Genomic DNA, 25,677 nt, shown 5'->3' with positions numbered 1-25,677 from the left:
CATGATCCTGGGCCTTCATTTCTGGAACCGGACACGCCGCCATCTCGGGATATTCTGCTGGCATATCCTGGTCGCCGCAGTCTGTTTCAGTGTCCTCACCAAGGCCGGATCCGCAGGTGCCCAGGAAAGCGCGATCGGCGATGCCCCGGTCCTGATGGTCGCAGACGAGCTGGTGCATGACGAAACGCTTGGCACCATCACCGCGCGCGGCAATGTTGAACTCTCACAGAATGAGCGCGTTCTGCTGGCCGACAGTGTGACCTACAATCAGCGTGAAGACACGGTTATTGCCACTGGCAATATCTCCCTGCTGGAGCCGACGGGAGAGGTCATCTTCAGCGATTATGCAGAGCTGCAGAACGAACTGAAAACCGGAATTATCGACAATCTTCGCCTTCGTTTGACTGACGGCTCACGCCTCGCGGCGAACCAGGGCGTGCGTACTGCGAGCCAACGTAAAGTCTTGTCCCGCGCTGTCTTCACGCCTTGCGAAAGCTGCAAGGAAGATCCGTCTAAAGCGCCTCTATGGCAAATCAAAGCTCGGAAGATCGTGCATGACGAGGTTGCCAAGGATATCATTTACAATGATGCAACTCTTGAAATGTTCGGCATCCCGGTACTCTACACTCCATATTTGGCGCATCCGGATCCGACGGTGGACAGGCGCAGTGGCTTCCTCGCTCCGCTGATCGGGACTTCAGACGAGCTCGGTTTCATCTACGGCCAGCCTTACTATCAGGTGATCGACGAATCCAAGGACCTGGAGCTCATGCCCATCGTCTATTCTGAAGATGGTGGCGTGCTAAAGGCAAGATACCGGCAGCGATTCGTCGATGGCATCATCGATTTTCAGGGTACGGCAGGGCTCCTTGATCAACGTGACAACAATGTAAAGACCGGCGAGCAGGACCCGGAAGGCAGCATTGATCTTGAGGGACGTTTCGATTTCGACCGGACTTGGCGTGGCGGTTTCGATATCGAGCAATCCAGCGGCCGCACATATCTGCGCCGATATCGTTTGGACAGCCGCGAGGTCCTGACCACCCGGGCCTTCGCCGAAGGCTTCAGGGGTCGCAATTACACATCCGTTCAAGCGCTGAAATTCCAGGGTCTCAATGCAGGGGATTCCAGAGACAAGTCCCCGACGGTCGCCCCGCTTTTCGAATATAATTTCGTCGGTGAACCGGATCCCGCAGGCGGACGTTTCCAACTGGATGCGACGGCTATGTCGCTGACCCGAGAGACCGGCGCGGACAGCAGAAAGATCGCCATACGCAGCGGTTGGTCATTGCCCTATATCGCTCCGGCCGGCGACATATACACTCTGACCGCGACACTCGACAGCGATTTCTACCAGACCGACGATCTTGAGAATGGCCAGAGTGGAGATACTGGCCGGCTGTTTCCCCAGATTGGGTTTAACTGGCGTTATCCGCTGGCCAGGGCTGGAACGAATTACCACCAGACCGTCGAGCCAATCGTCAACCTCGTGCTCTCTCCTGATGGCGGCAATCCTGACGAGATTTCCAACGAAGACAGCCAGTCATTCCTGTTCGACGACACAAACCTGTTTCGAATGAACCGGTTCAGCGGAAGCGATCTGGTGACCAGCGGCAGTCGCGTCGACTATGGCTTTAAAACGGGCGTCTATGGCAATGGCGGCGGTTCCTCCAGTCTGCTTTTCGGCCAGAGTTACCGGTTTTTGGGGGACGGCGCGTTTGAAGCCGGATCGGGCCTCGAAGACGATCTCTCGGACTTTGTTGGCCGGGTTCATGTCAGCCCGAACAACAATCTCGATTTCCTCTTACGATTCCGTCTGGACAAGGATGACTTCAGCCCACGCCGCAGCGAAATCGGCATGCGCTATCAGCATTCTCACTTCTCGATTAATGCTGACTATGTACTTCTTGACGACGAAACCAATTCCGACGACATCGCGGGTGAGACCAGTTTCCTGGAGAGGGAACAGCTGGATATCTCAGGCTCCTTGAGACTGAGCGAGTTCTGGAGTGCGAATGGTAGGATCGTTCAGGACTTCTCGGATGGCGCCAACCGCACCTTGATCGCATCATCGGGACTGGTTTATGCCGATGAGTGCTTCACATTCGGCCTTGTCTATGAAAGAAGCGAGCTGGAAGACGACGATATCGAACCGGAACAAACCGTCATGTTGCGCATTGCCTTCAAGCATCTCGGCGGGTTCTCCAGCAACTAACGCATACGAACCACGGGTACACATCGAACCAAAATGGCGAGATCTGGGTTGAGTTTCATGAATTGGCATTTTCCGGCTCTGTTGCGGATTGCCGTTACGGCATTTGTGCTGACCGCCGGTGCATCAGCTATGGACAGCTCCAAAGTCCTGGCGCAGGACGCACTCAGGATTGCAGCCATTGTCAATGACGACATCATTTCGGTCCGGGATCTCGATGCGCGCGTTCGGATGGTCATCACAGTCTCGAACCTGCCGCGCAACGCCCAGACTTTTCGACGCATCTGGCCACAAGTCCTGCGCAGCCTTGTTGACGAGAAACTCAAGCTTCAGGAGGCGAAGCGGCTCTCAATCGAGGTGAGCCCCGAAGAGCTGGAACGCGCGAAGCGGTCAATGGAACAGCGTAACAAGCTGGCGCCAGGATCATTCGAACGCTCTCTCCGCAGTCAGGGTATCCAAAGCGAAACAGTACTGGACCAGATGCGGGCAGACATCGCCTGGGTGAAATTGGTACGCCGACGGTTCCAAAGCACTGTCGAAGTCACGATCGACGAGATTGACGACGCTATGAACCGGCTGGAGCGCAACAGGGGCAAGCCGCAGTTTCGGATCCGGGAGATCTTGCTCGATTCAAGCGATCCTTCCGTGAATGAAGAGGAAGTAGCGGAGCGACTGGTCAATCAATTGCGGTCCGGCGCCGAGTTCGATGCAATTGCGCGTGAATTCTCCCAGGGCGCAACAGCGGCAACCGGTGGCGATATCGGCTGGACAACGAGAGAGCAACTCGGTGACGAGGTTGGAGCCGCAGTCGATAACCTTCAGCCGGGTGACATCAGCGATCCGATCAAGACGATCTTCGGCTACCAGATTATCCAGCTCACAGACCGGCGAATTCTGAGCGGCCCCAACCCGGCAAAGGCCAAGGTCACTCTGAAGCAGGTATTCGTGCCGGTGCCGCCCAATTCCAGCCCGGAAGCAGAAGCCAGCCAGAAGAGTATCGCTACGGCCGTGTCCGAAACCGCTCAAAGCTGTGACGATATGGATGAGCTTGCGGCAGAGCTGAATTCGCCGGCCGGAACCGACCTCGGCACACTGGAAGTCGGTGAATTGTCCCCGCAAATCCGGGAGGCAGTGATCGACCTCAAGGTTGGCGAGCTTTCCAAGCCGGTGCGCCTGCCTTCCGGCTTCAGCACCATCATGGTGTGCGCCCGCGAGGAACCTGAAAGTGATCTGCCCGGCCGCGACGAAATTGCCGACCGGCTGAGGGCCACCAAGTTCGAGACCTTTGCCCAGCGTTATCTGCGAGACATCCGCCGGGACGCATTCATCGATACCCGCATCTAGGCAGGGCAGTGACAGTCAGCCCCAGTCTCTCCGACATCCTTCCTCTCGCGGTCACGCCGGGAGAGCCTGCCGGCGCCGGTGCGGAAATCACCCTAAAAGCCTGGTCCTCCGCCCGTAACCGCCTCTGCCCGTTCTTCTTGCTTGATGATCCGGAGCGACTTGAGAAGCTTTCACATCTGATCGGAGCCAATGTACCGATCGAAGCTGTAGATAAGCCCGAGGACGCGGCCAAGGTGTTCCAGCGCGCACTCCCGGTTCTGCCCATTACGTTTTCCGCCGACCCAGTCCCCGGCAAGCTCAATCCGGTAAATGGCAGTGCGGTCATTGCCGGGATAGAACGCGCCGTACAATACACCTGCGAAGGGCGGTCCGCTGGCGTCGTAACCAACCCGATCCAGAAAAGCGTGCTGTATGAAGCTGGCTTCAAATATCCTGGTCATACAGAGTTCCTGGCGGCACTTGCTGGCCCGGACATGACACCTGTGATGATGCTGGCATCCCCTGCACTTCGTGTTATTCCAATAACCATCCACGTCCCGCTGAAGCAGGTCCCGGAGGCTCTCACAACCGAGATGATCGTCACCAAGGCACGGATCACTGCCGAAGCCATGAAGCGAGACTTCGGCTGCAAGGCGCCGCGGCTGGCCATAGCCGGGCTTAACCCGCATGCCGGCGAAGATGGCACCATCGGAACCGAGGACCGGGACATCGTAGCGCCTGCGGTGGAAACTTTGAAAGCCGACGGCATCGCGGCGTTCGGCCCCTTGTCCGCCGACACCATGTTCCATGCCGAAGCGCGTGAAAGCTACGATGCGGCGATCTGCATGTATCACGATCAGGCACTGATACCGATCAAGACCCTGGATTTCTGGGGTGGCGTGAATGTAACCCTCGGCCTGCCCTTCATCCGCACATCGCCAGACCACGGCACCGCGCTGGAGCTGGCCGGCACCGGACGCGCCCATGCGGGGAGCATGATCGCCGCCCTAGCCATGGCGGGCGACATGGCGCGTGCCAGGGCGATGCATCAAAATGACTGATCCGATTATCACCGCCGTCGAGGCGCTGCCTCCGCTACGCGACATCATCGCGCGCTACCAGCTATCGGCCCGGAAATCGCTCGGCCAGAATTTTCTCTTCGACCTCAACCTGACACGCCGCATCGCCCGCGCAGCCGGCAATCTTGCAGAAGGCACTTGCATCGAAATCGGTCCAGGGCCTGGCGGCCTGACCCGTGCGCTTTTGCTGGAAGGCGCCCAGAAAGTTATCGCCATTGAGCGTGACCGTCGATCGATCGAAGCCTTGCAGGACCTTGTGGAAGCCGCTGATGGACGGTTGGAGATCATCGAAGCGGACGCGATGGATATCGATCTAACAGCTTTGGGAGAGGCACCGCGTCGTGTGATTGCGAACCTCCCCTACAATGTCGGCACCCCGATGCTGCTGAGCTGGTTGAAGCGGGCCGAGGCCTACGAAAGCTTCACGCTGATGTTCCAGAAGGAAGTGGCGGAACGGATCTCTGCATCACCGTCGACTCCGCAATACGGACGGCTCAGTATTGCCGCACAGTGGAGGGCGGAAGTTTTTCCCCTATTCGACATTCCGCCGCGCGCCTTTACACCCGCGCCAAAAATTACGTCCCAGGTCGTCCGACTTAAACCGCGCCTGAAGCCACTCGCCGAAGCAGACCCCGATCTGTTGGAACAGGTTACCGCCAACGCATTTTCACAGCGCCGAAAAATGCTGCGGGCATCCCTCAGAAGCTATGGCGGTGCAGAGTTCCTGGAAGCCGTTGGTATCGAGCCCACAGCCCGGCCGGAAACATTGACTGTCGAAGATTTTTGCGCGCTTGCACGTGCTATAGCCGCTCAGCGTTGATGTTTCTCAAGCACAAACAAAAACGGGGCGCCTGACCGGCACCCCGTTTTCTCATGATTTCTATAGTTGTCTTAAGACGGAATCAGCCGGTTCCACCAGCCACGGCGCGTTTTGCCTTCCTTGGCAGGACTCTCGTCGGCAGCGGCGCCACTATCGCCAGACACTTTCTCCGGCTTGGATGGAGCCGCCGAGGCAATCTCGTCAGATCCGCTCGCGGATGAAACCTCGGCAGCGGCCGGTGTCTCATTCGCCTGGGCTGCGTCTGCTTTCGGCGCCTCTTCAACAGTCGTGGCTTTCTTGGCCCGGCTACGGCGACGCGGTTTCGCGGGCTTTTCTTCGGTCTTCTCCGCCTTCTCTTCCCCTTCGGCTACGGGGGCGGCTTCGGTTTCAGCGACCTTCTTACGCCGGACACGCGGTTTGCGTTTCGGTTTTTCTTCCGCGGCAGCCGGGGCTCCGTCATTTGCGACAGTCTCAACCGGTGCCGCATCTGATGCAGCGTCCTCGGTCTTGACCGGAGCCTCTGTTACCTCCGGCTCAGAAGCAGCCGCTTGTTCAACGGATGCTTCCTGACCGTCAGGGCCTTCAGGAGCGTCCGCACCGGTCTGCTCCGCGTCTTCGCCGTTCTCGTTCGCTGCCGCGCCCTCTTCACCGTTGCCACGGCGGGACCGGCGACGGCCACCGCGCTTGCCGCGACGGCGGCGCTTCTTGTTGCCATCGTCGTCATCGCCAGAAGCGGACTCTCCATCGGCAGGAGCATCGGCAGGACTCTCTTCGCCTTCTTCTGCCGCTTCCTCTGAGACGGTATCACCCTGGTCCTGTTGCTCGGCAGCACGTTTGTCACCACCGCGACGGCGACGACGCCGGGACCGCTTGGGACGACGCTCCTCGTCACGATCTTCCGTCTCGACTTCGGCGTCGGCCTCAATCTCGTCCACGTCATCGACTTCTTCGATGTTCGGAGCAACGATGGGTGCCGCAAGATCGATCCGCTCGCTAGCCGGCTTCGGCAACATGCGCTCGATGCGCATATCAGGCGGCATCAAGCTGTCATCGGCTTCCAGAAAGACTAGGAATCCGTATCTTTCCTCAATAGTCGCCAGAGCTTGACGCTTCTTGTTCAGAATGTAGAAGCCAACTTCGGAAGGGACATAAACCGAGATTTCATTGGACTTCTGCTTGATTCCTTCTTCCTCTATCGCCCGAAGTACATGAAGGGCCGTCGAATCCGTGGTGCGCACGCGACCGCTGCCGGCGCAATGAACGCAAACCTGGGTCGATGCTTCGAATACACTCGGACGCAGCCGCTGACGGGACAGTTCCATCAGGCCGAAATGGCTGATACGGCCGAGCTGAATCCGCGCCCGGTCGTTCTTCATCGCATCCTTCATGCGCCGTTCGACGGCATGCTGGTTGCGCGGCTCGTCCATATCGATGAAATCGATGACCACAAGACCGGCCATGTCGCGCAGCCGAAGCTGGCGCGCGACTTCGTCCGCCGCCTCGAGGTTCGTCTTCAGCGCGGTTTCCTCAATGTTCCTCTCGCGCGTGGCGCGGCCGGAGTTCACATCGACAGCAACCAGCGCTTCGGTCTGGCTCATCACCAGATACCCGCCGGATTTCAGCTGCACGACCGGGTTATGGATCGCGTCGAGCTGGCCCTCGATCTGATAGCGGTGGAACAGTGGAACCGTCTGTTCCTTATAGGGCTGCACGCGCTTGGCGTGACTCGGCATCAGGGTCCGCATGAAGTCCTTGGCGATACGATACCCGTCTTCGCCCTCAACCAGAACCTCGCCGATATCGCGGGTGTAGAGATCGCGGATCGAACGTTTGATAAGGTTCGCTTCCTCGTAAATCATGCAGGGCGCCGATGAGGTCAGCGTCTTTTCGCGGATCTGGTCCCAAAGCCGAATAAGGTACTCGTAATCGCGTTTTATCTCGGTCTTTGTGCGTTGACTGCCCGCCGTACGGACGATCACCGCCATACCCTCGGGCAATTCCAAGCCCTCGACGATCTGCTTCAGGCGCTTGCGGTCGGCGATATTGGTGATCTTGCGGGACACCCCGCCACCCCGCGCGGTATTCGGCATCAACACGCAATAGCGACCAGCGAGTGACAGGTATGTGGTGAGCGCCGCGCCTTTGTTGCCACGCTCTTCCTTGACCACCTGCACCAGCATGATCTGGCGGCGGGTGATGACTTCCTGGATCTTGTAACGACGGCTGGTATTTTTCCGCGGACGAACATCGTCGTCATCGCCATCCGTATCGTCGCCACCAATACTTTCGGGCGGCGGAGCCGGCGGACCGTCCTCGTCTTCGTCTCCGGTTTCGTGAATAGCCCGGGCCTCTGCCCGCTCTTCCGGAGTAGGCGCCGGAGCGTCCTCACCGTCAGCGGCAGCAGCAACCGCATCTTCCGCCCGCTCTTCGGCGAGCAGCGCTTCGCGGTCTTCTACCGGGATCCGGTAATAATCTGGATGGATTTCACTGAAGGCGAGAAAGCCGTGACGGTTCCCGCCATATTCGACGAAAGCTGCCTGCAGGGAAGGCTCAACCCGGGTCACCCGGGCAAGATAAATGTTTCCCTTAAGCTGCTTTCTGGATTCTGTCTCGAAGTCGAAATCTTCGACACGATTGCCACTCAGAAGGACCACCCGGGTCTCTTCCGCCTGTGTGGCGTCGATCAACATGCTTTTTGACATTAAAGGTAGACTCCTGGGCCACGCGTGTCGCGCGCCGTACGTCGGGATTCAGTCTCCCGATGCGCATAGGCGCCGCGTCCGCGGGCATGTTCTCTGAGAGCGAAACGAGGGCATGAGCACAATCGCCAACAACGCCGCGTTTCTTTGCGATAGCAGGAACACTGTTCATTCGATCCGTTCTGAAAAGCTCGTCCACGACCTCACCACACAGAACCGTCGGGCGGCTCTGCGCGGGAATAATCGGATTTGGACCAGCGTGGATCACGATCGGAACATGTCCCGTTATGTAGAATGTCGGCGCATTCCCGCGCCATTAGGGCGCCCCGGCACTACGTTTCCGAAAGTTACGGGGCAGAAATCTGCGCTGTCCGCTACGGACCTGCACCCGCGTAACATAATCACTTTGTATTTTCGGAACAATGATTTCCTTCAAACTTGACCCAACTCCCACAAAAATTAATGTTACGCTCAAGAAGTTCCGTTCAAAATACTGATTCGTAGAGATTTTATTGCAATGCGAATCGGCAGTAGTTAATAATATTCGTGATTGTGGCATGGACGCATATGCGGGCGCGGACCGGTGCAGATATTGAAAAGACGGATCACGACACTTCTGCTTGTCCTGTTTGGCATACTTGGCGCGACACCAGCGGCCATGGCCATAGACGGGACAGTCGAAGATATCCGCATCGGCCAGCACCCGGACAAGATCCGCTTCGTCATGGATCTCTCCCGCCCGCTCGATTTCAAGGTATTCAGCCTGGCAAACCCTTACCGGGTCGTCATTGACTTGCCTGAAGTCACCTTCTCCCGAGACGCGCATCCGGAGAGCCGACGCCCGAAAGCAATCAAGGGTTTCCGTTTCGGGCTGTTCCGTCCCGGCACCTCACGCGTGGTGATCGATACCTCGCACCCCTATTCCATCGCCGCCGCCTTCTCTCTTCCCGCCAAAGGCAAACAGAGCCCGCGCATCGTCCTCGACCTCAAACCATCGACCCGGGCCGCTTTCCTAAAAGAGTCAGCCAAGTCCGTGGCAGCGGCACAGGCAGCACGGCGTCCGATACTGACGGCTCCTAAACCAGCGGCTCCCCCATTGTTGACCCGTCCCCAGCGCCGAGCCAATGAAAAGGTTCTGGTGGCAATCGATGCCGGTCATGGCGGCGTCGACCCTGGCGCCATCGGGGTCTCCGGGGTGTATGAAAAACAAATCGTCTTGAACGCAGCCCGAATACTGAAGAGCGAGTTGGAACGTACGGGGCGGTACAAGGTCGTGCTGACCAGGGATAGAGATGTATTTTTGCGCCTGCGGGAACGGATCGCGATCGCCCGTCGCGCTGGGGCCGATCTTTTCGTCTCCCTGCATGCCGACTCGATCCCCAACCGCAAGCTTCGCGGCGCCTCCATCTACACGCTTTCCGAAAAAGCCTCGGACAAGGAAGCGAATCAGCTTGCGGAGAATGAAAACAAGTCGGACATCATCGCCGGTATGGATTTCGGAACGGAAACACCTGAAGTCACCAGTATCCTGATCGACCTTGCCCAGCGCGAAACAATGAACCACTCCGCCCGTTTCGCCGGAATGCTGGTCCGCGAGATGCGCGGTGAAGTCAAGCTGCTCAAGACCGCGCATCGGTTTGCCGGTTTCGCCGTCCTGAAAGCACCCGATATTCCGTCGGTTCTGGTCGAGCTTGGGTTTCTGTCCAATAATCACGACGAGAAGCTGCTGCGCTCCAATGCGCACCTCAAACGTGTCGCCGGCGCGCTCCGCAGATCAATCGACAATTATTTCGATCACGTCCAGTCGGCTGCCCGCGCAAATTAAATCCGAAAATGCCAGCCTCAGCCATTCACGCGATAGCCACATGACATCGCGCACAATTGTGTCACATTGAAAGTGGTATTATGCGCTTGTCATGCAGCCTGCAAGCTGCGCAACCGGAGGCATTAATCGGCGCATGCGCTGGATTTTAATTCTGTTCTCGACACTTCTGATTGGCTGTGTGATCGCCATAGGCGGCGTGCTGTGGGGCTTGCACCATTTCGGTCGCGGGCTGCCGGACTATAAACAGCTTGCCGATTACGAGCCCCCGGTAATGACTCGTGTGCATGCAGGTGATGGACGCCTGCTCAGCGAATACGCTCGGCAGCGCAGAGTTTTCGTGCCGATTGATGCCATGCCGCGCCGGGTCATAAAGGCCTTCCTTTCGGCCGAGGACAAGAATTTCTACAGCCACCCAGGCATCGATTTCGTCGGCCTTGCCAAGGCTGTGATCGACAATGTGCGTAACTTTGCGCAGAACCGGCGCCCCCGCGGGGCGTCCACCATCACCCAACAGGTAGCGAAAAACTTCCTGCTGACCAACGAAGTTTCCATTGAACGCAAGGCCAAGGAAGCCATCCTGGCGCTGCGTATCGAGCGCGCGATCAGCAAGGACCGGATCCTCGAGCTTTATCTGAACGAAATCTATCTAGGCTTGCGCTCCTATGGAGTTGCCGCTGCAGCGCTGAACTATTTTGACAAAAGCCTGGACGAGTTGAGCATCGCCGAGGCCGCTTATCTCGCGGCACTTCCGAAAGCCCCGAACAATTACCATCCCGACCGAAAACACGATGCTGCGGTTATCCGGCGCAATTGGGTCATTGGTCAGATGGAGGAAAACGGCTTTATCACCGCCGAAGACGCGGAGGCGGCAAAGGACCAACCACTCACCACCCACAAGCGAACAGTGACAGAGGTCGCACAAGCCGATTATTTCGCAGAAGAAGTTCGGCGTTGGTTGGTCGACCGGTTCGGCGAGGACGGTCTTTACGAAGGCGGTCTCTCGGTGCGCACTACTCTCGACCCTAAACTTCAGCGCATCTCGGATGAAGCCCTGCACTGGGGATTGATGCACTACGACCGGCGCCACGGCTGGCGCGGTCCGCTCGGCCGGATCGACGTTGTGGCCGGCTGGGGAGATGCCCTCGGGGAATTTCAGGTATCGGAAAGTGCATTGCCAGGCTGGCGTAAAGCGCTTGCTCTGATCGTCGAAGATAAACAAGTGCAGATCGGCTTCGAGGACGGCTCCTTCGGTGTGATCCCTCTCGGCGAGATCACCTGGGCACGGGAATGGCGCGAAAAGCAGAAACTCGGCGGCCGTGTGAAGAAAGCCTCGGACGTCCTTGCGCCGGGGGATGTTATCTTCGTCGAACCGGTCACCAAAGACGGTGACGACAAGGACTACCCGCCCAACACCTATACCTTGCGCCAAATCCCAGATGTCGAAGGCGGCCTCGTCGCCATGGACCCACATACGGGACGTGTGCTTGCACTCAGTGGCGGCTGGAGCTTCCGTGACAGCCAATTCAACAGGGTCACCCAGGCGTCCCGACAGCCCGGCTCCTCGTTCAAACCGTTTATCTATCTGGCGGCACTCGATAACGGCTTCACGCCAGCAACCCGCATCCTGGATGCGCCTTTCGTGATTGATCAGGGCCCCGGTCTCGGAAAATGGAAGCCCGCCAACTACACCAAGAAATTCTACGGTCCGAGCCCGATGCGGCTGGGTATCGAAAAATCCCGGAACCTGATGACGGTGCGCTTGGCCCAGACCATCGGCATGGATCTCGTCACGGATTATGCCCGACGTTTCGGCATCGACGACAACATGCCGAAACACCTTTCCATGGCGCTCGGCGCCGGAGAGACCACCCTGATCCGGATGACAACCGCCTATTCCATGCTGGTCAATGGCGGCAAACGCGTGGAGCCGACCCTGATCGACCGGGTACAGGATCGCAACGGGCGTACCATTTTCCGCCATGACGCACGGAACTGTAGCGGCTGTATCGCCACCCGATGGCGGATCGAGCCGGTGCCCGCCATTCCCGACACCCGCGAGCAGGTTGCCGACCCGGCCTCGGCTTATCAGATGGTCAGCATGCTGGAAGGCGTCGTAAAGCGGGGCACCGGGCGTCGGATTTCGACCATCGGCAAACCACTCGCCGGCAAGACGGGTACCACGAACGATAATGTTGATACCTGGTTCGTCGGCTTCACGCCGGATCTCGCGGTCGGCGCCTTTGTCGCCTTCGATCAGCCAAAAACACTGGGGCCGCGGGATACCGGCTCCAATGTTGCGGCGCCTCTCTTCAAGCATTTTATGCAGAAGGCGCTGGCCGATCAGCCATCTATCCCCTTCCGGATTCCGCCGGGGGTGCGCAAGGTGCGGATCAATGTTGAGACCGGTGCTCTCGCTCAGCCGGGCGACCGAAGCGTGATGGTAGAGAGCTTCAAGAGCGGCACCGAGCCGACCGGCGAAAGTGAGATCGTGTTCGGCGGCGATACTGCCGGATGGGGATCGGCCGGTCCTGGTAACACGGCTCCGGTTGCGGGACGCGGCTCCGGGCTATATTAAGAGCGCCCACCTCTTTTCAATCCAATCAGGGAGTGCGTCGGCCATGCGTGCGGAAATCACCGCGACCGCCGAAGAGATCAAGCAGTCGATAGAGCTGCTGAGGAGGCATCTTTGACTGGGATGTTTCCCATGTCCGCCTTTCGGAACTGAATGCCCTCGTCGAGGACCAGAGCCTCTGGGACGATGCGGACCGCGCTCAGAAACTGATGCGCGAACGAACCCAGCTCGAAAAAAACCTGAACGGCGTCAAGCAACTCGAACAAGACCTCGCGGATGCGATTGAGCTGATCGAACTCGGCGAGATGGAAGAGGATAAAGATATCGTCGCCGAAGCCGAAGCGACGATCTTCGGTTTGAAGGAAGTCTGTGAGAAGCGTCAGATCGAGAGCCTGCTTTCCGGCGAGGCGGACGGTTTCGACTGCTATCTCGAAGTCCACGCAGGTGCAGGCGGCACGGAGGCTCAGGACTGGGCCTCAATGCTGCTGCGCATGTATACGCGCTGGTGCGAGAGCCATGGCTACAAGGTCGACTGGCTCGAAGAAAGCGCCGGTGAAGAAGCCGGGCTCAAATCCTCGACCATCAAGGTCAACGGCCACAATGCCTATGGCTGGCTGAAGACCGAAAGCGGCGTACATCGTCTGGTGCGGATCTCGCCCTATGACAGCGCCGCGCGCCGACATACGAGCTTTTCCAGCATCTGGGTCTATCCGGTGATCGATGACAGCATCGACATCGTTATCGAGGACAAGGATATCCGGGTCGACACCTACCGGGCCTCAGGCGCTGGCGGTCAGCACGTGAACAGAACCGACTCGGCCGTTCGCATCACCCATATCGCGACAAATATCGTTGTCCAGTGCCAGAACGACCGCTCCCAGCACCGCAACAGGGCAACCGCCATGGACATGCTGAAAGCACGTCTCTATGAGGCGGAATTGCAACGACGCGAGGATGAGGCAACCGAGGTTGAGGCCGGGAAATCGGATATCGGCTGGGGTCACCAGATACGCTCCTACGTGCTGCAGCCGTACCAGATGGTAAAAGACTTGCGGACCAACGTAGAAACCTCAGCAACGCAGGCTGTGCTCGACGGAGATATCGACCAGTTTCTGGAAGCCTCACTGGCGCAAAAATTGGGCGACGGGAACGCCAACACGCCGAATTAACCCAGCCCAGTCAGGCAAGAGTCACTTGCTCCCGAGGAGGTACGCGAGCCTGATGAGCTTGTATTTCGAAGAGTTGGACTACCGGCCCACGCCAATCGGCCCAATCAGTCTACGGCGGAGGCGCGAGCTGCGGCTCGGCGTCGATGTCTTCGAGATCATGCTCGGCGATGAGCACCTCATGTCGAGCCTGTTCACGGCGTCGGAGATCGCTCTCGCCGATCTGGGGCTTGCAGCACTCAGTGGCGGCAAGCTCGACATCCTGGTCGGCGGCCTCGGCCTCGGATACACGGCCAAGGCGGTCTTGGAGCATGACAGCGTCGGCTCTATGCTGGTGGTTGACATGCTGGAAGCGGTGATCGACTGGCACCGTGCCGGACTGGTCCCACTCGGCACGGAGGTAGCAGACGACGCCCGCTGCAAGCTGGTACAGGGAGACTTCTTCGCCGGGGCCGGTAGCAAGGCCGGTTTCGATCCCGACGTCCCAGGCCGCCGCTTCGACGCCATTCTGGTCGATATAGACCATTCACCGGAGGCGCTTCTGGATGACCGAAGCGTCGGCTTCTACGGCTCTGAAGGCCTGGGAGCACTAGCCGCGCATCTCAAGCCCGGCGGCATCTTCGGCCTCTGGTCGGACGACGATCCCGATCCGGCATTCACAGAGAGGCTCTCAGGAGTGTTCGCCGAGGCCTGGGCCGAGCCAGTTACCTTCCACAACCCGCTACAGGACCGCCCCTTCACGCAGACGGTCTATCTTGCTCGGACTGCAGCTGCCTAAGGACGAAGGCGCCAGATTATGAGTTCAGGTTTTCGCCTTGCCAATTGGCGTTACATTCTCAGCATCGTCTGCCGATCCATTTTCCGACGACTCGGCGGCCTTGTTCTCAGGCGCCTCGTCAGATTGCACGTCGTCACTCTCGTCTACCTTACGCTGCAGGCGGAGGTAGGAGCGGTAGCTGAGCGGAAGTGAAAGCAGATAGGTCGTGATAAAGGCGGCAAAGAACTGCCAGGGTGCACTGACCAGCCAGGCGACGCAGCCACCGACCACGATCAGCAATGGCAGCACCAGCTTTTGCGGGACGCGGGCGCCCTTAAAGGAATAGGTCGGAACCTGCGAGACCATCAGCAAACCAACGACAACCTGCCAGATCGCCAGGAAATGTGGTTGATGCAGGAAACCCAAATCCACCTCAAAGCTCAGGATCAGAGGCAACAGGCCAAGCCCTGCAGCGGCAGGCGCCGGCACTCCAGTGAAAAACCGGTAGGTGAAGGGCGGCAATGTTGGATCTTCTACCTTCGTGTTGAACCGGGCCAGGCGGAGCGCCATGCAGGTGGCGAAGAACAGGGCCGCCATCCAGCCGAAACTCTTCAGTTCCTGTGTCGACCAGAGGAACAGGATCAGGGCCGGCGAGACACCGAAGCTGATGAAGTCGCCAAGCGAGTCGAGCTCGGCACCGAACTTGCTCTGCCCCTTCAGCAGGCGAGCCATGCTGCCATCGAGCGTGTCCAGAATGGCGGCGACCGCGATCGCACCAACGGCCAGCGTCCATTGCTCGTTTAGAGCGAACCGGACACCGGACAGCCCGGCGCACAACGCCATGACGGTAATCATGTTCGGAATCAGCTTGCTGATCGAAATCACCGGAAGCCGGCGCCGTCTGCCCCTGATCATGGTGTTTTTATCCGTGTCCAGTTATCGGACCCGCCAGTGATCTAGCGGATTTCGCCCTTACGCGCCGCCTCGGCGGAATTCAGATCGGCAATCACGGTTTCGCCCGCAACCGCGCGCTGCCCCACCGTGACCTGTGGATTGACGCCTTTCGGAAGATAGACATCGACCCGGCTGCCGAAGCGAATCAGGCCGAACCGCTCACCAGCCTGCACAGCCTGATCTTCCTGAAGATAACAGATGATCCGGCGCGCGACCAAACCGGCGATCTGCACGAAAGCGACCTTGCGCCCGTCCTTCATCTCGACCGCGACCAGTTGCCGCTCGTTCTCTTCGCTCGCCTTGTCGAAAGCGGCATTGACGAACTTGCCCGGGACATAAGCCAGCTTGCTGACCTTCCCGTCGACCGGGATCCGGTTCACATGGCAATCGAACACATTCATGAAAACACTGACCCGGCACATCGGCTCGTCGCCCATGTCGAGTTGCTTGGGCGGAGGAGCATCAACAATCATCTGCACCACTCCGTCGGCCGGCGTGATGACAAGTCCTTCACGGCTCGGGGTCACCCGGTCCGGGTTCCGGAAAAAATAGACGCACCACATCGTCAGCACGAGGCCGACAAAACCGAGCGGCTCCCATACGGCATAGAGCAGCAGCGTAAGCACCGCAAAGGCGGCGATGAACGGGTAACCTTCACGCGCCACGGGGACCAGTACGCCCTTCAGAACGCCATCGTCCTGCTGATTTAACATGTATTTTCCGCCCGATTAGTTGACTGTCGGCAATCCAAAAACCTGGCCCGGATAGATCAGGTCAGGATCGCGGATCTGATCGCTGTTCGCCTGATAGATCTCGGTATAACGGAAGCCGGAGCCATAGACCCGGCTGGCGATCCGCCAGAGATTGTTGCCCGGCTGTATAATCACGATCGAGTCCTTCGGCAATCCCGTGAACGGGATCGCACGAATGAAGGGCAGTTCTATCCTGGCGAGCACCTGACCACTTGCCGACACTTTGTCGACTCGCACCTGATGGGTTCCGGTTTCGATATTCTGTTCGGGCTTCGCCGACCAATTACCTTCGGCATCTGACTTCGCGCGTGCCGCGAGGGTATTGTCGACATAGATCTGAACTTCTGTGTCGGGCGTGGTCTTGCCGCTGAAGACGACAGCGCCTGTGTCGTCATAATCGATCACGTCAAGGGTCACATCGGTCTCAGTATCCGAGGAGGCGGTATCGCCTGCTTTTGCCGTCGCAGTCTCAGGGAAGGACTGGGCTTTCGCTGGTTCTGCAACCGGCTCCACAGCTTTCGGTGCCTGTGTCGCCGGGCTCGCGGCTTCAGCTTTCGGTGCCGGCGCCTGCAGAATTTTCGTCGGCACACTGGAAGCCTGATCGCGCGGCACCACCATGGCCAAAGGCTTTTGCGTCTCCTTGGCCTCCTGCCCTGCGATGTCCTTGCCCGTTTCCGGGATCACGACAACCACTGCATTTTCGGACTTCGTCGGGATATCCGTATCTGTGCCGGTATCGCTTTCAAGCGTCAGTACGCTGCTGCCTGATGGTAGTTTCTGTTCCGGAAGGAAAACCCAATCACCCTTCTCATCAGCCTGCACTTCACCGATTTTCCGCTCACCGTCCATAATCCGGACGTTCGCATTCGGTTTAGCCTTGCCTGCAATGACTGTGTTGCCTTCAGGATCGACGCGGACGACATCGAAGCTCGGCTCCGAAAGATCAGGCTTCTCAACAGCCGGCGACGGCTGCTCAACGGCAGGAGGCACGGCTTCCGGTTTCGGTGCAGACGCTACAGCAGGATTTTCCGTGCTCGGCGTTTCCACTGGAAGCGGTAAACCCTCCTCTTCCGAGGTCCAGTAGAACAACCCCGCTGCCGAGGCGAGCACCAAGATTCCGGCGGCGCCGATCAGATACGGCTTCGATAACATACTTTGGGGCTCCATCACGCGGTCGAGTGACAATAAACCCTTACAATCGCGGGCGCAATGCAGCGGAAAACTGTAACTTTATGCGACTTGACCGAATCTTTGGAGGGTGAGATAGACGAACGTATGAAAGAGAAAAAATCCATCTGCGTATTCTGCGGTTCTTCAGGAAGAGTCGATGAAGCATTCCGGCAGGCCGCAACCCAGTTCGGAACCCTTGTCGGAGAAAAAGGGTGTGACCTTGTTTATGGCGGTGGGCATGTTGGCCTTATGGGGATAGCCGCAGACGCCGCGCTCGCAGCCGGCGCCTCGGTCCTCGGCGTCATTCCGAAATTCCTTCAGGATTACGAAGTTGGCCATGACGGGCTCAACGAGTTGATCGTCACCGACAACATGCATGACCGCAAGCGGATCATGTATGAGCGCTCCGATGCGTTTGTGATCCTGCCGGGCGGCCTCGGCACAATGGATGAAACCTTCGAGGTCGTGACCTGGACGCAGCTCGGCCTTTCGGCAAAACCGGTGGTGATCGCCAATATTAACGGGTTCTGGAATCCCCTGATCGCACTGGTTGATCATCTGGTCGAGACAGGGTTCGCGCGCGCTGAAAACCGATCAATCCTTCAGATCGCTGACAGCGTCGAGGATATTTTCCCGAAGATTGCGGCCGCCCCCGTGAGCCACGGAAAAGTAGACTCAAAGTGGGTCTGACTGTCCCGCTTATCTTGTTTTAGACCAGTAAACCGGCGGCAGGCCCACAGCGCGCATCTTGCATTGCGCCGCCTAGCTGATATTTTGCCGCCGCAGCTCAAATAATCCATCCACAAGGGAGCCAGCTAGATGGCCAAGATCAAGGTCAAGAATCCTATCGTCGAGCTCGACGGCGACGAGATGACCCGGATCATCTGGGAGATGATCAAGGAAAAGCTCATTCTTCCGTATCTCGATGTCGATCTCAAATATTACGACCTCGGCATGGAAAGCCGTGACAAGACGGACGACCAGATCACCATCGACTCCGCCAACGCGATCAAGGAACACGGTGTCGGCGTCAAATGCGCGACCATCACGCCGGACGAGGACCGGGTCGAGGAATTCGGCCTGAAGAAGATGTGGCGCTCGCCCAACGGCACAATCCGCAATATCCTCGGCGGCACTGTGTTCCGTTCACCGATCATCTGCAAGAACGTGCCCCGGCTGGTTCCGGGCTGGACACAGCCGATCGTCATCGGTCGTCACGCGTTCGGTGACCAGTATCGCGCCACCGACATGGTGGTGAAGGGTCCAGGTAAACTGACCATGACCTTCCAGCCGGCTGACGGCGGCGAAGCCATCACCCACGAAGTCTATGACTTCCCGGGCGGCGGCGTTGCCATGTCCATGTACAACCTGGACGACTCAATCCGCGGTTTCGCGCGGGCTTGCCTGAACTATGGCCTCGATCTCGGCTGGCCGGTCTATCTCTCGACCAAGAACACCATCCTCAAGGCCTATGACGGCCGCTTCAAGGACCTGTTCCAGGAAGTCTTCGAAGAAGAGTTCGAGGCGAAGTTCAAGGCCAAGGGCATCATCTACGAGCACCGCCTGATCGATGACATGGTCGCGGCTGCAATGAAATGGTCCGGCGGCTTCGTCTGGGCCTGCAAGAACTATGACGGCGACGTGCAGTCCGACACCGTGGCCCAGGGCTTCGGCTCGCTCGGCCTGATGACGTCGGTGCTGATGACCCCGGACGGGAAGACTGTCGAAGCGGAAGCCGCCCACGGCACCGTGACCCGTCACTATCGCCAGCATCAGCAGGGCAAGGAAACCTCGACCAACCCGATCGCTTCGATCTTCGCCTGGAGCCGTGGTCTTTCCTACCGCGCCAAATTCGACGAGACACCGGAAGTGGCGAAATTCGCCGAAGCTCTGGAAAAAGTCTGTATCGACACAGTCGAAGCCGGTGACATGACCAAGGATCTGGCGCTGCTGATCAGCCCGGATCAGCCCTGGCTCACCACCCAGCAGTTCCTGTCCAAACTGGACGAGAACCTGCAGAAGGCGATGAGCTAAAAGATCTCCGGCACTGTCGGACAAGCGGGCCGCCTTCGGGCGGCCCGCTTTCGTTTCGGGCGAATTTTCTGGCCAAGCCTTCGCCGGAAACGCTTTATTCGATTTCGGAGAGAGTGGGACCGATGGATTTCTATCATATTTACTGCGACTTAAAGCCGGGCGTGTCGGATATGGAGTTTGCAGACTCCGTCCAGAGCTACTTCGCCTATCTGAAAGGCGAGGGCCTGATCGAAGGTTCCCGCATCACTCGGCGCAAGCTCGGCCTCGGTCCTTCCGATGGAACCGAGTTCCATATGTGGCTGGAGACCCGAGATCTGACGCAGCTCGATGCTGCCTTCACTCATGTCTCGACCCGCAGCGAGCCGGTCGAAAGCTTTCATCATGCGGTGAATTCGAAAGTCCAGAACGTCCGCTTCACGCTCTACCGCGATTTCCCGGACCCGCAGCGCCAACGTGGCGAAGAACGGTTCTGATCTTGGAAAACGAACTCTTTTACTACGGCATCATCGCCCTGGGTGCCTTTGCTGGCGCGCTTGCCTCAGGACTTGCCGGTTTCGCCTTCGCAATCACCTCGCTCGGTATCTGGGCGCATGTACTAAGCCCGGCCGAAGCGGCGCCCATGGTGGTGATCTGCTCGCTGCTGGTTCTGCTCAGCACTTTCGCTGCGATCTGGCGTTCCATTGATTTCCGCTCCGCCTGGGTGTTTATCCTTGGCGGACTCATCGGTGTCCCAGCAGGGGTAGCCTTGCTGCCACTGGTTGATCCTGCCCCCTTCCGGGTGTTCGTCGGCGCGACGCTGATCCTCTATTGCGGCGGCCTGCTTCTCAGCGGCCGGTTTCCCGCTGTCACCGGAAAACACCCATTTCTGAATGGGCTGGTGGGTCTCGGCGGCGGTGTCATGGGCGGCTTCGCCGGCCTCTCTGGCGTGCTGCCGACCATCTGGTGCAGCCTGATGAAATGGCCGAAGGACAAGCAGCGGGCGACCTTCCAGCTTTTCAACGCGGCGATGCACAGTGCGACCCTGACCCTGTTAATTTTGCAGGATCGTCTTCCAGACAATGTTCTGACGTTGCTCGGGGTGTCAGCCCCCGCTCTGATCCTCGGCAGCGCGCTCGGGTTCCTGCTCTATCGTCGGATCAATGACGCACAATTCAAGAAAGTGCTGCTTTGGATGCTCGGTCTCTCAGGGATCGGACTGCTAATCCCAGCCCTCTAGGACGGGACCGCCGCTGGCGCATATTGAGCCAGAAACTCCGGACTTGGCGGGATCGGTGTGATGACATCGATCAACACCCCGTTCGGATCCTGAGTAATGAAATGGCGTTGCCCGAAAGGCTCATCCCGCAACGGAAGCAATACCGGCAACGCCGCCGCCTCGACCCGCGCATATTCCGCATCCACATCAGGTACTTCGAAATTGAGGATCAACCCGGTCGTATGGCCACGACCGCTCTTGGGGATCGTCTCATGATCGCCCTGAAGAATGGCGATATTTACTGCCTCATCTTCATTTGACTGAAGATGGACGTACCAATCGCTCTCGAAGGCAGGCTCAAAACGGAAGTTGTCCCGATAGAACTGCGCTGTTCCAGAAACATCGCGGGTCAGGATGACCGGATAGAACTGCGTACATTTCATACCTTTCGCTCCCTATGACATTTACATACAGTGTGCATGTAAAATTCAATAAACATACAGGCTGTATGTATGCAAGAAAATTCCGGCCATCGGTCTAATCGTGAGCGCACCAGGGAAACCCGCACGGCCTTGCTCTCCGCGGCCCGAGCCCTCTTCATCGAGAAGGGCTATGCGGACACCGGCACTCCAGAAATCGTGAAAGCGGCAAATGTCACCCGTGGTGCGCTCTATCACCATTTTCGGGACAAGGACGACCTGTTCCGTAGTGTTATCGAGCAAGAGGCGGTCGCCGTGAGCGCGGAAATCGAACAAAGCGCCAGCGCCACAGCGACGCCTCTCTCTGCCCTGGTGTCCGGATCGAATGCCTATTTCGACGCAATGGCCGCGCAAGGCCGCGTCAGATTACTCTTGCTCGACGGTCCGGCCATACTTGGACCCGAAGAAATGTCCCGCATCGACAGGGAAACAGGCGGAGGATCGTTGCTTGACGGGCTCGCCGCACTTATCGGCCGGACTCCAGACCCTGAAGTGGAGGCCCTTGCGGATATGCTCTCCGCATCATTCGACCGCGCAGCACTTGCCATCGCGTACGGTGCCCCCCGCGACGATTACGAAAGCGCTATGGCAACATTGATCAAAACGCTCGCCGGGAGAGCAGCCGGGACGTGATCGGTCATCACGAAGTGGCTGCGTTTAACCGCTGATCCCACCGACAAATTCGCCCTGCCTGTCAATTGCGGTCCAAAGCCCGGGATAGTCACGAACCAGACCTACCTCATCCATGAACAGCGTCGCGTTGAAGCCATTGGCGGGCGATGCGTACTCAAACCGGTCATTCGTTACGCGGCGATAGATCTGACGGAGCGGCTTCAGACTCCAGTCAGCCTCGTCGAGCCAGGCGGCTGTGGTTTCAATGGGAGTACCCGGAGCGAGACCATTCCGCCTGACGGCGACAGTGTTGGTTGCCGGAGTAAAACCGAGGTCTATGTCCGACGCCCCCGTAACGGACCGGACTGGTTGCCCGTTACATGTCCAGGCCCCGCCATCGTCTCGCCGAATAACCAGATCAATCCGGCGACTGTCCGCCCACCCTAGAAGACGCACTTTCCGTGTTACCCAGCCCGCATTGCAAGCAACATGATAATCAAGATGTATCGGAGCCCCGCCACGAAGCCCTGTTGCGGAGCCTGAGAGAAGCCACGCGTCATCGCCTCGCATGATACGGCAAAGATCGGTGCCAGACTCATCGAGTCGGCGCCAGATGATGTATCCTCTCGTCGTCATACACCGACCCATGACTTATCAGGCATCGACCGGTCAGTAAGGCCGATCAGTGGAAATCACGGCTTACCACCTTCAAGTCCGGTTTCATATTGCGGGGATGAGTGTGGAGCGGCTTTGATGGACGGATCTGCTCCGGGTTCGGCGCCGGATGAAGCGGAAGCTTTGGACGCGGCGGTTTCTCGCGGTAGTCGTCCTGCGGTCGGGAAACCTCATCCGCATTGGCAATGGCCCCATTGAAGCCGGCCCCGTCCACGGTACCGTCGGTCAGCCATCCAAGCCTGTAGGTCAAATCCTCCAGCTTTTCGACCACCACATGGATCACCCGGCCCTCCCGCTGCACCAGACCGGTGACGCCGAGGAACTTGGCGCCGAGCACAATCCGGCGAAACTGCTCGAACCGGTCGGGCCAGACGATCAGGTTCGCAACGCTTGTCTCGTCCTCCAGAGTGATGAAGATGATGCCCTTTGCCGTACCGGGCCGCTGACGCACCAGCACCAGCCCCCCAAGCCGGACCCTCTTACCGTCGCGTGTCCGGTCCAGATCCTCGCATCGGATACAGCCATCACCCTTGAGGCTCGGTCGGAGCAGGCCCACGGGATGGGCCTTAAGCGACAGATGAAGCGCGGCATAATCCTCCACCACTTGCTCCCCCAGCGGCGCCGCCGGGAGGTGTACGGCGGCTTCCTGCAGCGTGATATGTGCCTGCTCCCGGGCTTCGGCAGCAAGAAAGAGCGGTAGTCCGCCAGGGTCCCGATCGGAACGGACAAGGCCGGTCACAGCACGGGCAAGGCCGCGGACCGCCCAGAACACCTCGCGTCTGGCCAGCCCCATGGAAGCGAAGGCGTCACCCCGCGCCAGCATTTCCAGCACTGGCGGCGTAATACCGGCCCGGCGCCAGAGATCACCCGGATCACGGTACCCTTGCCCCCGGCAGGCGGCGACCATCTCGGCATCTTCCGCGCGCATGCCCTTGATCTGCCGGAGCCCCAGACGGAGTGCGAAGCGGCCAGATCCGTCCGGCTCAAGATCGCAGTCCCAGGCACTGTGATTGACGTCCGGCGGCAGCACGGTGACGCCATGCTCGCGGGCATCCCGTACGATCTGTGCCGGGGCGTAAAAGCCCATCGGCTGCGAATTCAGCAGCGCCGCCGCGAAGACAGCCGGATACCGGCACTTGAACCAGCTGGAAACATAGACAAGCAGAGCGAAACTGGCCGCGTGGCTTTCCGGAAAACCGTAATTGCCGAACCCTTCGATCTGCCGGAAGCACCGCTCGGCAAAATCGCGCTCATAGTTCCGCTCCACCATGCCTTCGATCATCTTGTCGCGAAACCGACCGATCTGGCCCGTCTTCTTGAAGGTCGCCATGGCGCGTCGCAATTGATCCGCCTCAGAGGGGGTGAACCCGGCCGCAACAATGGCGATCTTCATCGCCTGTTCCTGGAAGAGCGTAACACCGAGTGTCTTGCCAAGCACGTCCCGCAGTTCTTCCGATGGAAACGCGACCGGCTCGATACCGTCCCGGCGGCGAAGATACGGGTGAACCATGTCGCCCTGGATCGGCCCCGGCCGAACGATCGCCACCTCGATGACGAGATCGTAGAAATTGCGCGGACGCAGGCGCGACAACATCGCCATCTGGGCCCGGCTCTCCACCTGGAAGACGCCGAGACTGTCCCCCCGGCTCAGCATGTCATAGACCTTCGGGTCCTCCGCCGGTACGGACGCAAGATCGTAATCGAGCCCGTAATAGCGTTCCAGCAAGGCAAACGCCTTGCGCACGCAGCTCAGCATGCCGAGGGCAAGAACATCGACCTTGAGCATCCCGAGCGCGTCAAGATCATCCTTGTCCCATTCGATCACGGTGCGGTCCGCCATCGCCGCGTTCTCGATCGGCACCAGTTCGTCGAGGCGCCCACGGGTAATGACAAAGCCGCCGACATGCTGGGAAAGATGCCGCGGGAAGCCCATCAGTTGCCGGGTGAGGTTCATTGCCATGGTGAGCCGCCTGTCCGCCGGGTCGAGACCGACCTCGCGGATACGCTCATCCGAGACGGCATCCCCATGCCGTCCCCAGACCTGGGACGACAACAGACCGACCACGTCCTCCGAAAGCCCCATCGCCTTGCCAACATCGCGCAATGCGCTGCGGGAACGATAGCTGATCACCGTGGCCGCGAGGCCAGCCCGCTCCCGGCCGTATTTCCTGTAGATGTACTGGATAACGTCTTCACGCCGCTCATGTTCGAAATCGACGTCTATATCGGGTGGCTCGCCGCGTGCCTCGCTGACAAATCTCTCAAACAGCAGATCCGTGCGGGACGGATCGACCGATGTGACACCCAGGCAATAACAGACCGCCGAATTGGCAGCCGAGCCCCGCCCCTGGCAAAGGATACCCTCACTTCGGGCGAAGCGGACCAGATCGTAGACAGTGAGAAAGTATGGCGCGTAATCCAGCCGGGCGATCAGGTCCAGCTCGTGTCGCAACTGGGCCAGCACCGGCGGCGGGATGCCCTCCGGATAGCGTTCGGACGCACCCGCGAAGGTTATCTCCTCAAGTTCTTCCTGCACCGGCCGGTCATTCGGCGCGATCTCGTCAGGATATTCATAAGCTAGCTCGTCCAGTGAGAAGTGACATCGGTCGGCAATACGGATTGTTTCGGCAATGGCCTCTGGCCAGTCCCGGAATAGCCGAACCATCTCTCCCGGCGGTTTCAGATAGCGCTCCGCATTTGCATCGAGCCGCCAGCCCGCCTCATCGATCCGACAATGCTCGCGAATGCAGGTCAGCACGTCCTGCAGCGGGCGACGTTCCGGCAGGTGATAATGCACGTCATTGGTCGCAATCAAATTCAGACCGGCCCCTGCTGCACATTCAGCAAGCGCCCGCAGCCTTCGGGAATCATCTCCGTGATAAAGCATGCTAGCCGCGACGTGGCAGGCGGCGGGAAGCGCCGCAGCCCAAAACTGGAGATCCGCAGCGTAGTCATCCGGAAGACGCTCCGGCGGTAGCAGCAGAAACAGCTGTCCGTCGCGATACTCAATCACATCCTGACGGGTGAGCAGGCATTCCCCTTTGGCGGCGCGGCGTTTGCCGAGGCTCAACATACGGGAAAGCCGTGCATAGGCAGCCCGGTCGGTCGGGAGACAGATCAGACGCGTGCCGTCCTCAAGGTCGAGGCACGCGCCGACGATCAGCTTTATGCCATGTGCCTTGGCGGCAATATGGGCTCGGACCACACCGGCGAGGCTGTTCCGGTCAGCGATGGCAATAGCTGCATGGCCCAGCCGGGCTGCCGTCTCCACCAGTTCTTCCGGATGAGAAGAACCCCGCAGGAAACTGAAGTTACTGGAGACGTGAAGCTCGGCATATCCGGACATGGGTCCA

General features: G+C 59.0%; 20 protein-coding genes. 13 read left to right on the top strand and 7 right to left on the bottom strand.

Annotated elements, in window-relative coordinates; translation table 11 throughout:
* The first annotated feature begins 1 nt into the window (after nt 1).
* The 4 genes from lptD to rsmA are packed head-to-tail and all read left to right on the top strand — an operon-like array spanning nt 2 to nt 5,434.
* Nucleotides 2–2,215, top strand: a complete 2,214-nt coding sequence (gene lptD, locus ABJ076_RS00345) for an LPS assembly protein LptD (protein ID WP_348192601.1) — start codon at nt 2–4, stop codon at nt 2,213–2,215.
* 57 nt (nt 2,216–2,272) lie between these two features.
* The gene (locus ABJ076_RS00340) at nt 2,273–3,556 is read left to right on the top strand and encodes a peptidylprolyl isomerase (protein WP_348192598.1); all 1,284 of its coding nucleotides are present in this window, start codon (nt 2,273–2,275) and stop codon (nt 3,554–3,556) included.
* An 8-nt stretch (nt 3,557–3,564) separates the two neighbouring features.
* On the top strand, nt 3,565–4,596 hold the full coding sequence (gene pdxA, locus ABJ076_RS00335) for a 4-hydroxythreonine-4-phosphate dehydrogenase PdxA (protein ID WP_348192595.1): 1,032 nt from the start codon (nt 3,565–3,567) through the stop codon (nt 4,594–4,596).
* Nucleotides 4,589–5,434, top strand: a complete 846-nt coding sequence (gene rsmA / locus ABJ076_RS00330) for a 16S rRNA (adenine(1518)-N(6)/adenine(1519)-N(6))-dimethyltransferase RsmA (protein WP_348192592.1) — start codon at nt 4,589–4,591, stop codon at nt 5,432–5,434. The genes pdxA and rsmA overlap by 8 nt, the downstream gene beginning before the upstream one ends.
* A 71-nt stretch (nt 5,435–5,505) precedes the next feature.
* On the opposite strand, the gene ABJ076_RS00325 is transcribed toward rsmA, so the two are convergent.
* Nucleotides 5,506–8,136 (bottom strand): Rne/Rng family ribonuclease, encoded by a 2,631-nt coding sequence (locus tag ABJ076_RS00325; protein ID WP_348192590.1) that lies wholly within the window; start codon nt 8,134–8,136, stop codon nt 5,506–5,508.
* Nucleotides 8,137–8,716: 580 nt separating this feature from the next.
* Here ABJ076_RS00325 and ABJ076_RS00320 point away from each other — a divergent pair.
* The 4 genes from ABJ076_RS00320 (at nt 8,717) to ABJ076_RS00305 (ending at nt 14,474) form a co-directional block, all read left to right on the top strand.
* Nucleotides 8,717–9,958 carry an N-acetylmuramoyl-L-alanine amidase gene (locus ABJ076_RS00320; protein ID WP_348192588.1) on the top strand — a complete coding sequence of 414 codons (1,242 nt, stop codon included), beginning with the start codon at nt 8,717–8,719 and terminating at the stop codon, nt 9,956–9,958.
* A 133-nt stretch (nt 9,959–10,091) separates the two neighbouring features.
* Nucleotides 10,092–12,533: a penicillin-binding protein 1A gene (locus ABJ076_RS00315; RefSeq protein WP_348192585.1), complete on the top strand. Its 2,442-nt coding sequence runs from the start codon at nt 10,092–10,094 to the stop codon at nt 12,531–12,533.
* Between the two features lie 43 nt (nt 12,534–12,576).
* Nucleotides 12,577–13,699 (top strand): peptide chain release factor 2 gene (prfB, locus tag ABJ076_RS00310; protein ID WP_348192582.1). Its coding sequence is split into 2 segments (ribosomal slippage): nt 12,577–12,645 and nt 12,647–13,699, totalling 1,122 coding nucleotides; the frame shifts between segments, so codons are not numbered across the junction.
* Between the two features lie 52 nt (nt 13,700–13,751).
* Entirely contained in the window at nt 13,752–14,474 is a 723-nt protein-coding gene (locus ABJ076_RS00305; RefSeq protein WP_348192579.1) for a spermidine synthase, read from the top strand.
* A gap of 24 nt (nt 14,475–14,498) precedes the next feature.
* Here ABJ076_RS00305 and ABJ076_RS00300 read toward each other — a convergent pair whose 3' ends face one another.
* From ABJ076_RS00300 to ABJ076_RS00290, 3 genes are read right to left on the bottom strand one after another with little or no spacing between them, the layout of a single operon-like run.
* A complete protein-coding gene (locus tag ABJ076_RS00300; RefSeq protein ID WP_348192576.1) occupies nt 14,499–15,368 on the bottom strand; it encodes a phosphatidylcholine/phosphatidylserine synthase in 870 nt (289 codons plus the stop codon).
* A gap of 41 nt (nt 15,369–15,409) precedes the next feature.
* A complete protein-coding gene (locus tag ABJ076_RS00295) occupies nt 15,410–16,120 on the bottom strand; it encodes a phosphatidylserine decarboxylase (RefSeq protein WP_348192573.1) in 711 nt (236 codons plus the stop codon).
* Nucleotides 16,121–16,135: 15 nt separating this feature from the next.
* Nucleotides 16,136–17,311: a LysM peptidoglycan-binding domain-containing protein gene (locus ABJ076_RS00290; protein WP_348192571.1), complete on the bottom strand. Its 1,176-nt coding sequence runs from the start codon at nt 17,309–17,311 to the stop codon at nt 16,136–16,138.
* Between the two features lie 123 nt (nt 17,312–17,434).
* Here ABJ076_RS00290 and ABJ076_RS00285 point away from each other — a divergent pair, with 123 nt between their 5' ends.
* From ABJ076_RS00285 to ABJ076_RS00270, 4 genes are all read left to right on the top strand, one after another.
* Entirely contained in the window at nt 17,435–18,019 is a 585-nt protein-coding gene (locus tag ABJ076_RS00285; protein WP_348192569.1) for a TIGR00730 family Rossman fold protein, read from the top strand.
* 129 nt (nt 18,020–18,148) lie between these two features.
* Nucleotides 18,149–19,363: an NADP-dependent isocitrate dehydrogenase gene (locus ABJ076_RS00280; protein WP_348192566.1), complete on the top strand. Its 1,215-nt coding sequence runs from the start codon at nt 18,149–18,151 to the stop codon at nt 19,361–19,363.
* 122 nt (nt 19,364–19,485) lie between these two features.
* A complete protein-coding gene (locus ABJ076_RS00275; RefSeq protein WP_348192563.1) occupies nt 19,486–19,836 on the top strand; it encodes a DUF6614 family protein in 351 nt (116 codons plus the stop codon).
* Between the two features lie 2 nt (nt 19,837–19,838).
* On the top strand, nt 19,839–20,579 hold the full coding sequence (locus ABJ076_RS00270) for a sulfite exporter TauE/SafE family protein (RefSeq protein WP_348192560.1): 741 nt from the start codon (nt 19,839–19,841) through the stop codon (nt 20,577–20,579).
* On the opposite strand, the gene ABJ076_RS00265 is transcribed toward ABJ076_RS00270, so the two are convergent.
* Complete coding sequence (locus tag ABJ076_RS00265) at nt 20,576–21,001, bottom strand: VOC family protein (protein ID WP_348192558.1); 426 nt, start codon at nt 20,999–21,001, stop codon at nt 20,576–20,578. The two genes, ABJ076_RS00270 and ABJ076_RS00265, sit on opposite strands and share 4 nt — an antisense overlap.
* A gap of 69 nt (nt 21,002–21,070) precedes the next feature.
* Between ABJ076_RS00265 and ABJ076_RS00260 the strand changes: the two genes are divergently transcribed.
* Nucleotides 21,071–21,670, top strand: coding sequence for a helix-turn-helix domain-containing protein (locus ABJ076_RS00260; protein WP_348192555.1), 600 nt, complete (start codon nt 21,071–21,073; stop codon nt 21,668–21,670).
* A gap of 24 nt (nt 21,671–21,694) precedes the next feature.
* Here the strand turns inward: ABJ076_RS00260 and ABJ076_RS00255 are convergent, their stop codons facing one another.
* Nucleotides 21,695–22,285, bottom strand: a complete 591-nt coding sequence (locus tag ABJ076_RS00255) for a putative glycolipid-binding domain-containing protein (protein WP_348192552.1) — start codon at nt 22,283–22,285, stop codon at nt 21,695–21,697.
* Nucleotides 22,286–22,331: 46 nt separating this feature from the next.
* A complete protein-coding gene (locus ABJ076_RS00250; RefSeq protein ID WP_348192549.1) occupies nt 22,332–25,670 on the bottom strand; it encodes an error-prone DNA polymerase in 3,339 nt (1,112 codons plus the stop codon).
* Nucleotides 25,671–25,677 lie beyond the last annotated feature (7 nt).

Origin of the sequence: Nisaea sp. (assembly GCF_039990255.1) — a bacterium.
Taxonomy (GTDB): domain Bacteria; phylum Pseudomonadota; class Alphaproteobacteria; order Thalassobaculales; family Thalassobaculaceae; genus Nisaea.
This window is presented reverse-complemented; position numbering and strand designations above follow the sequence as displayed.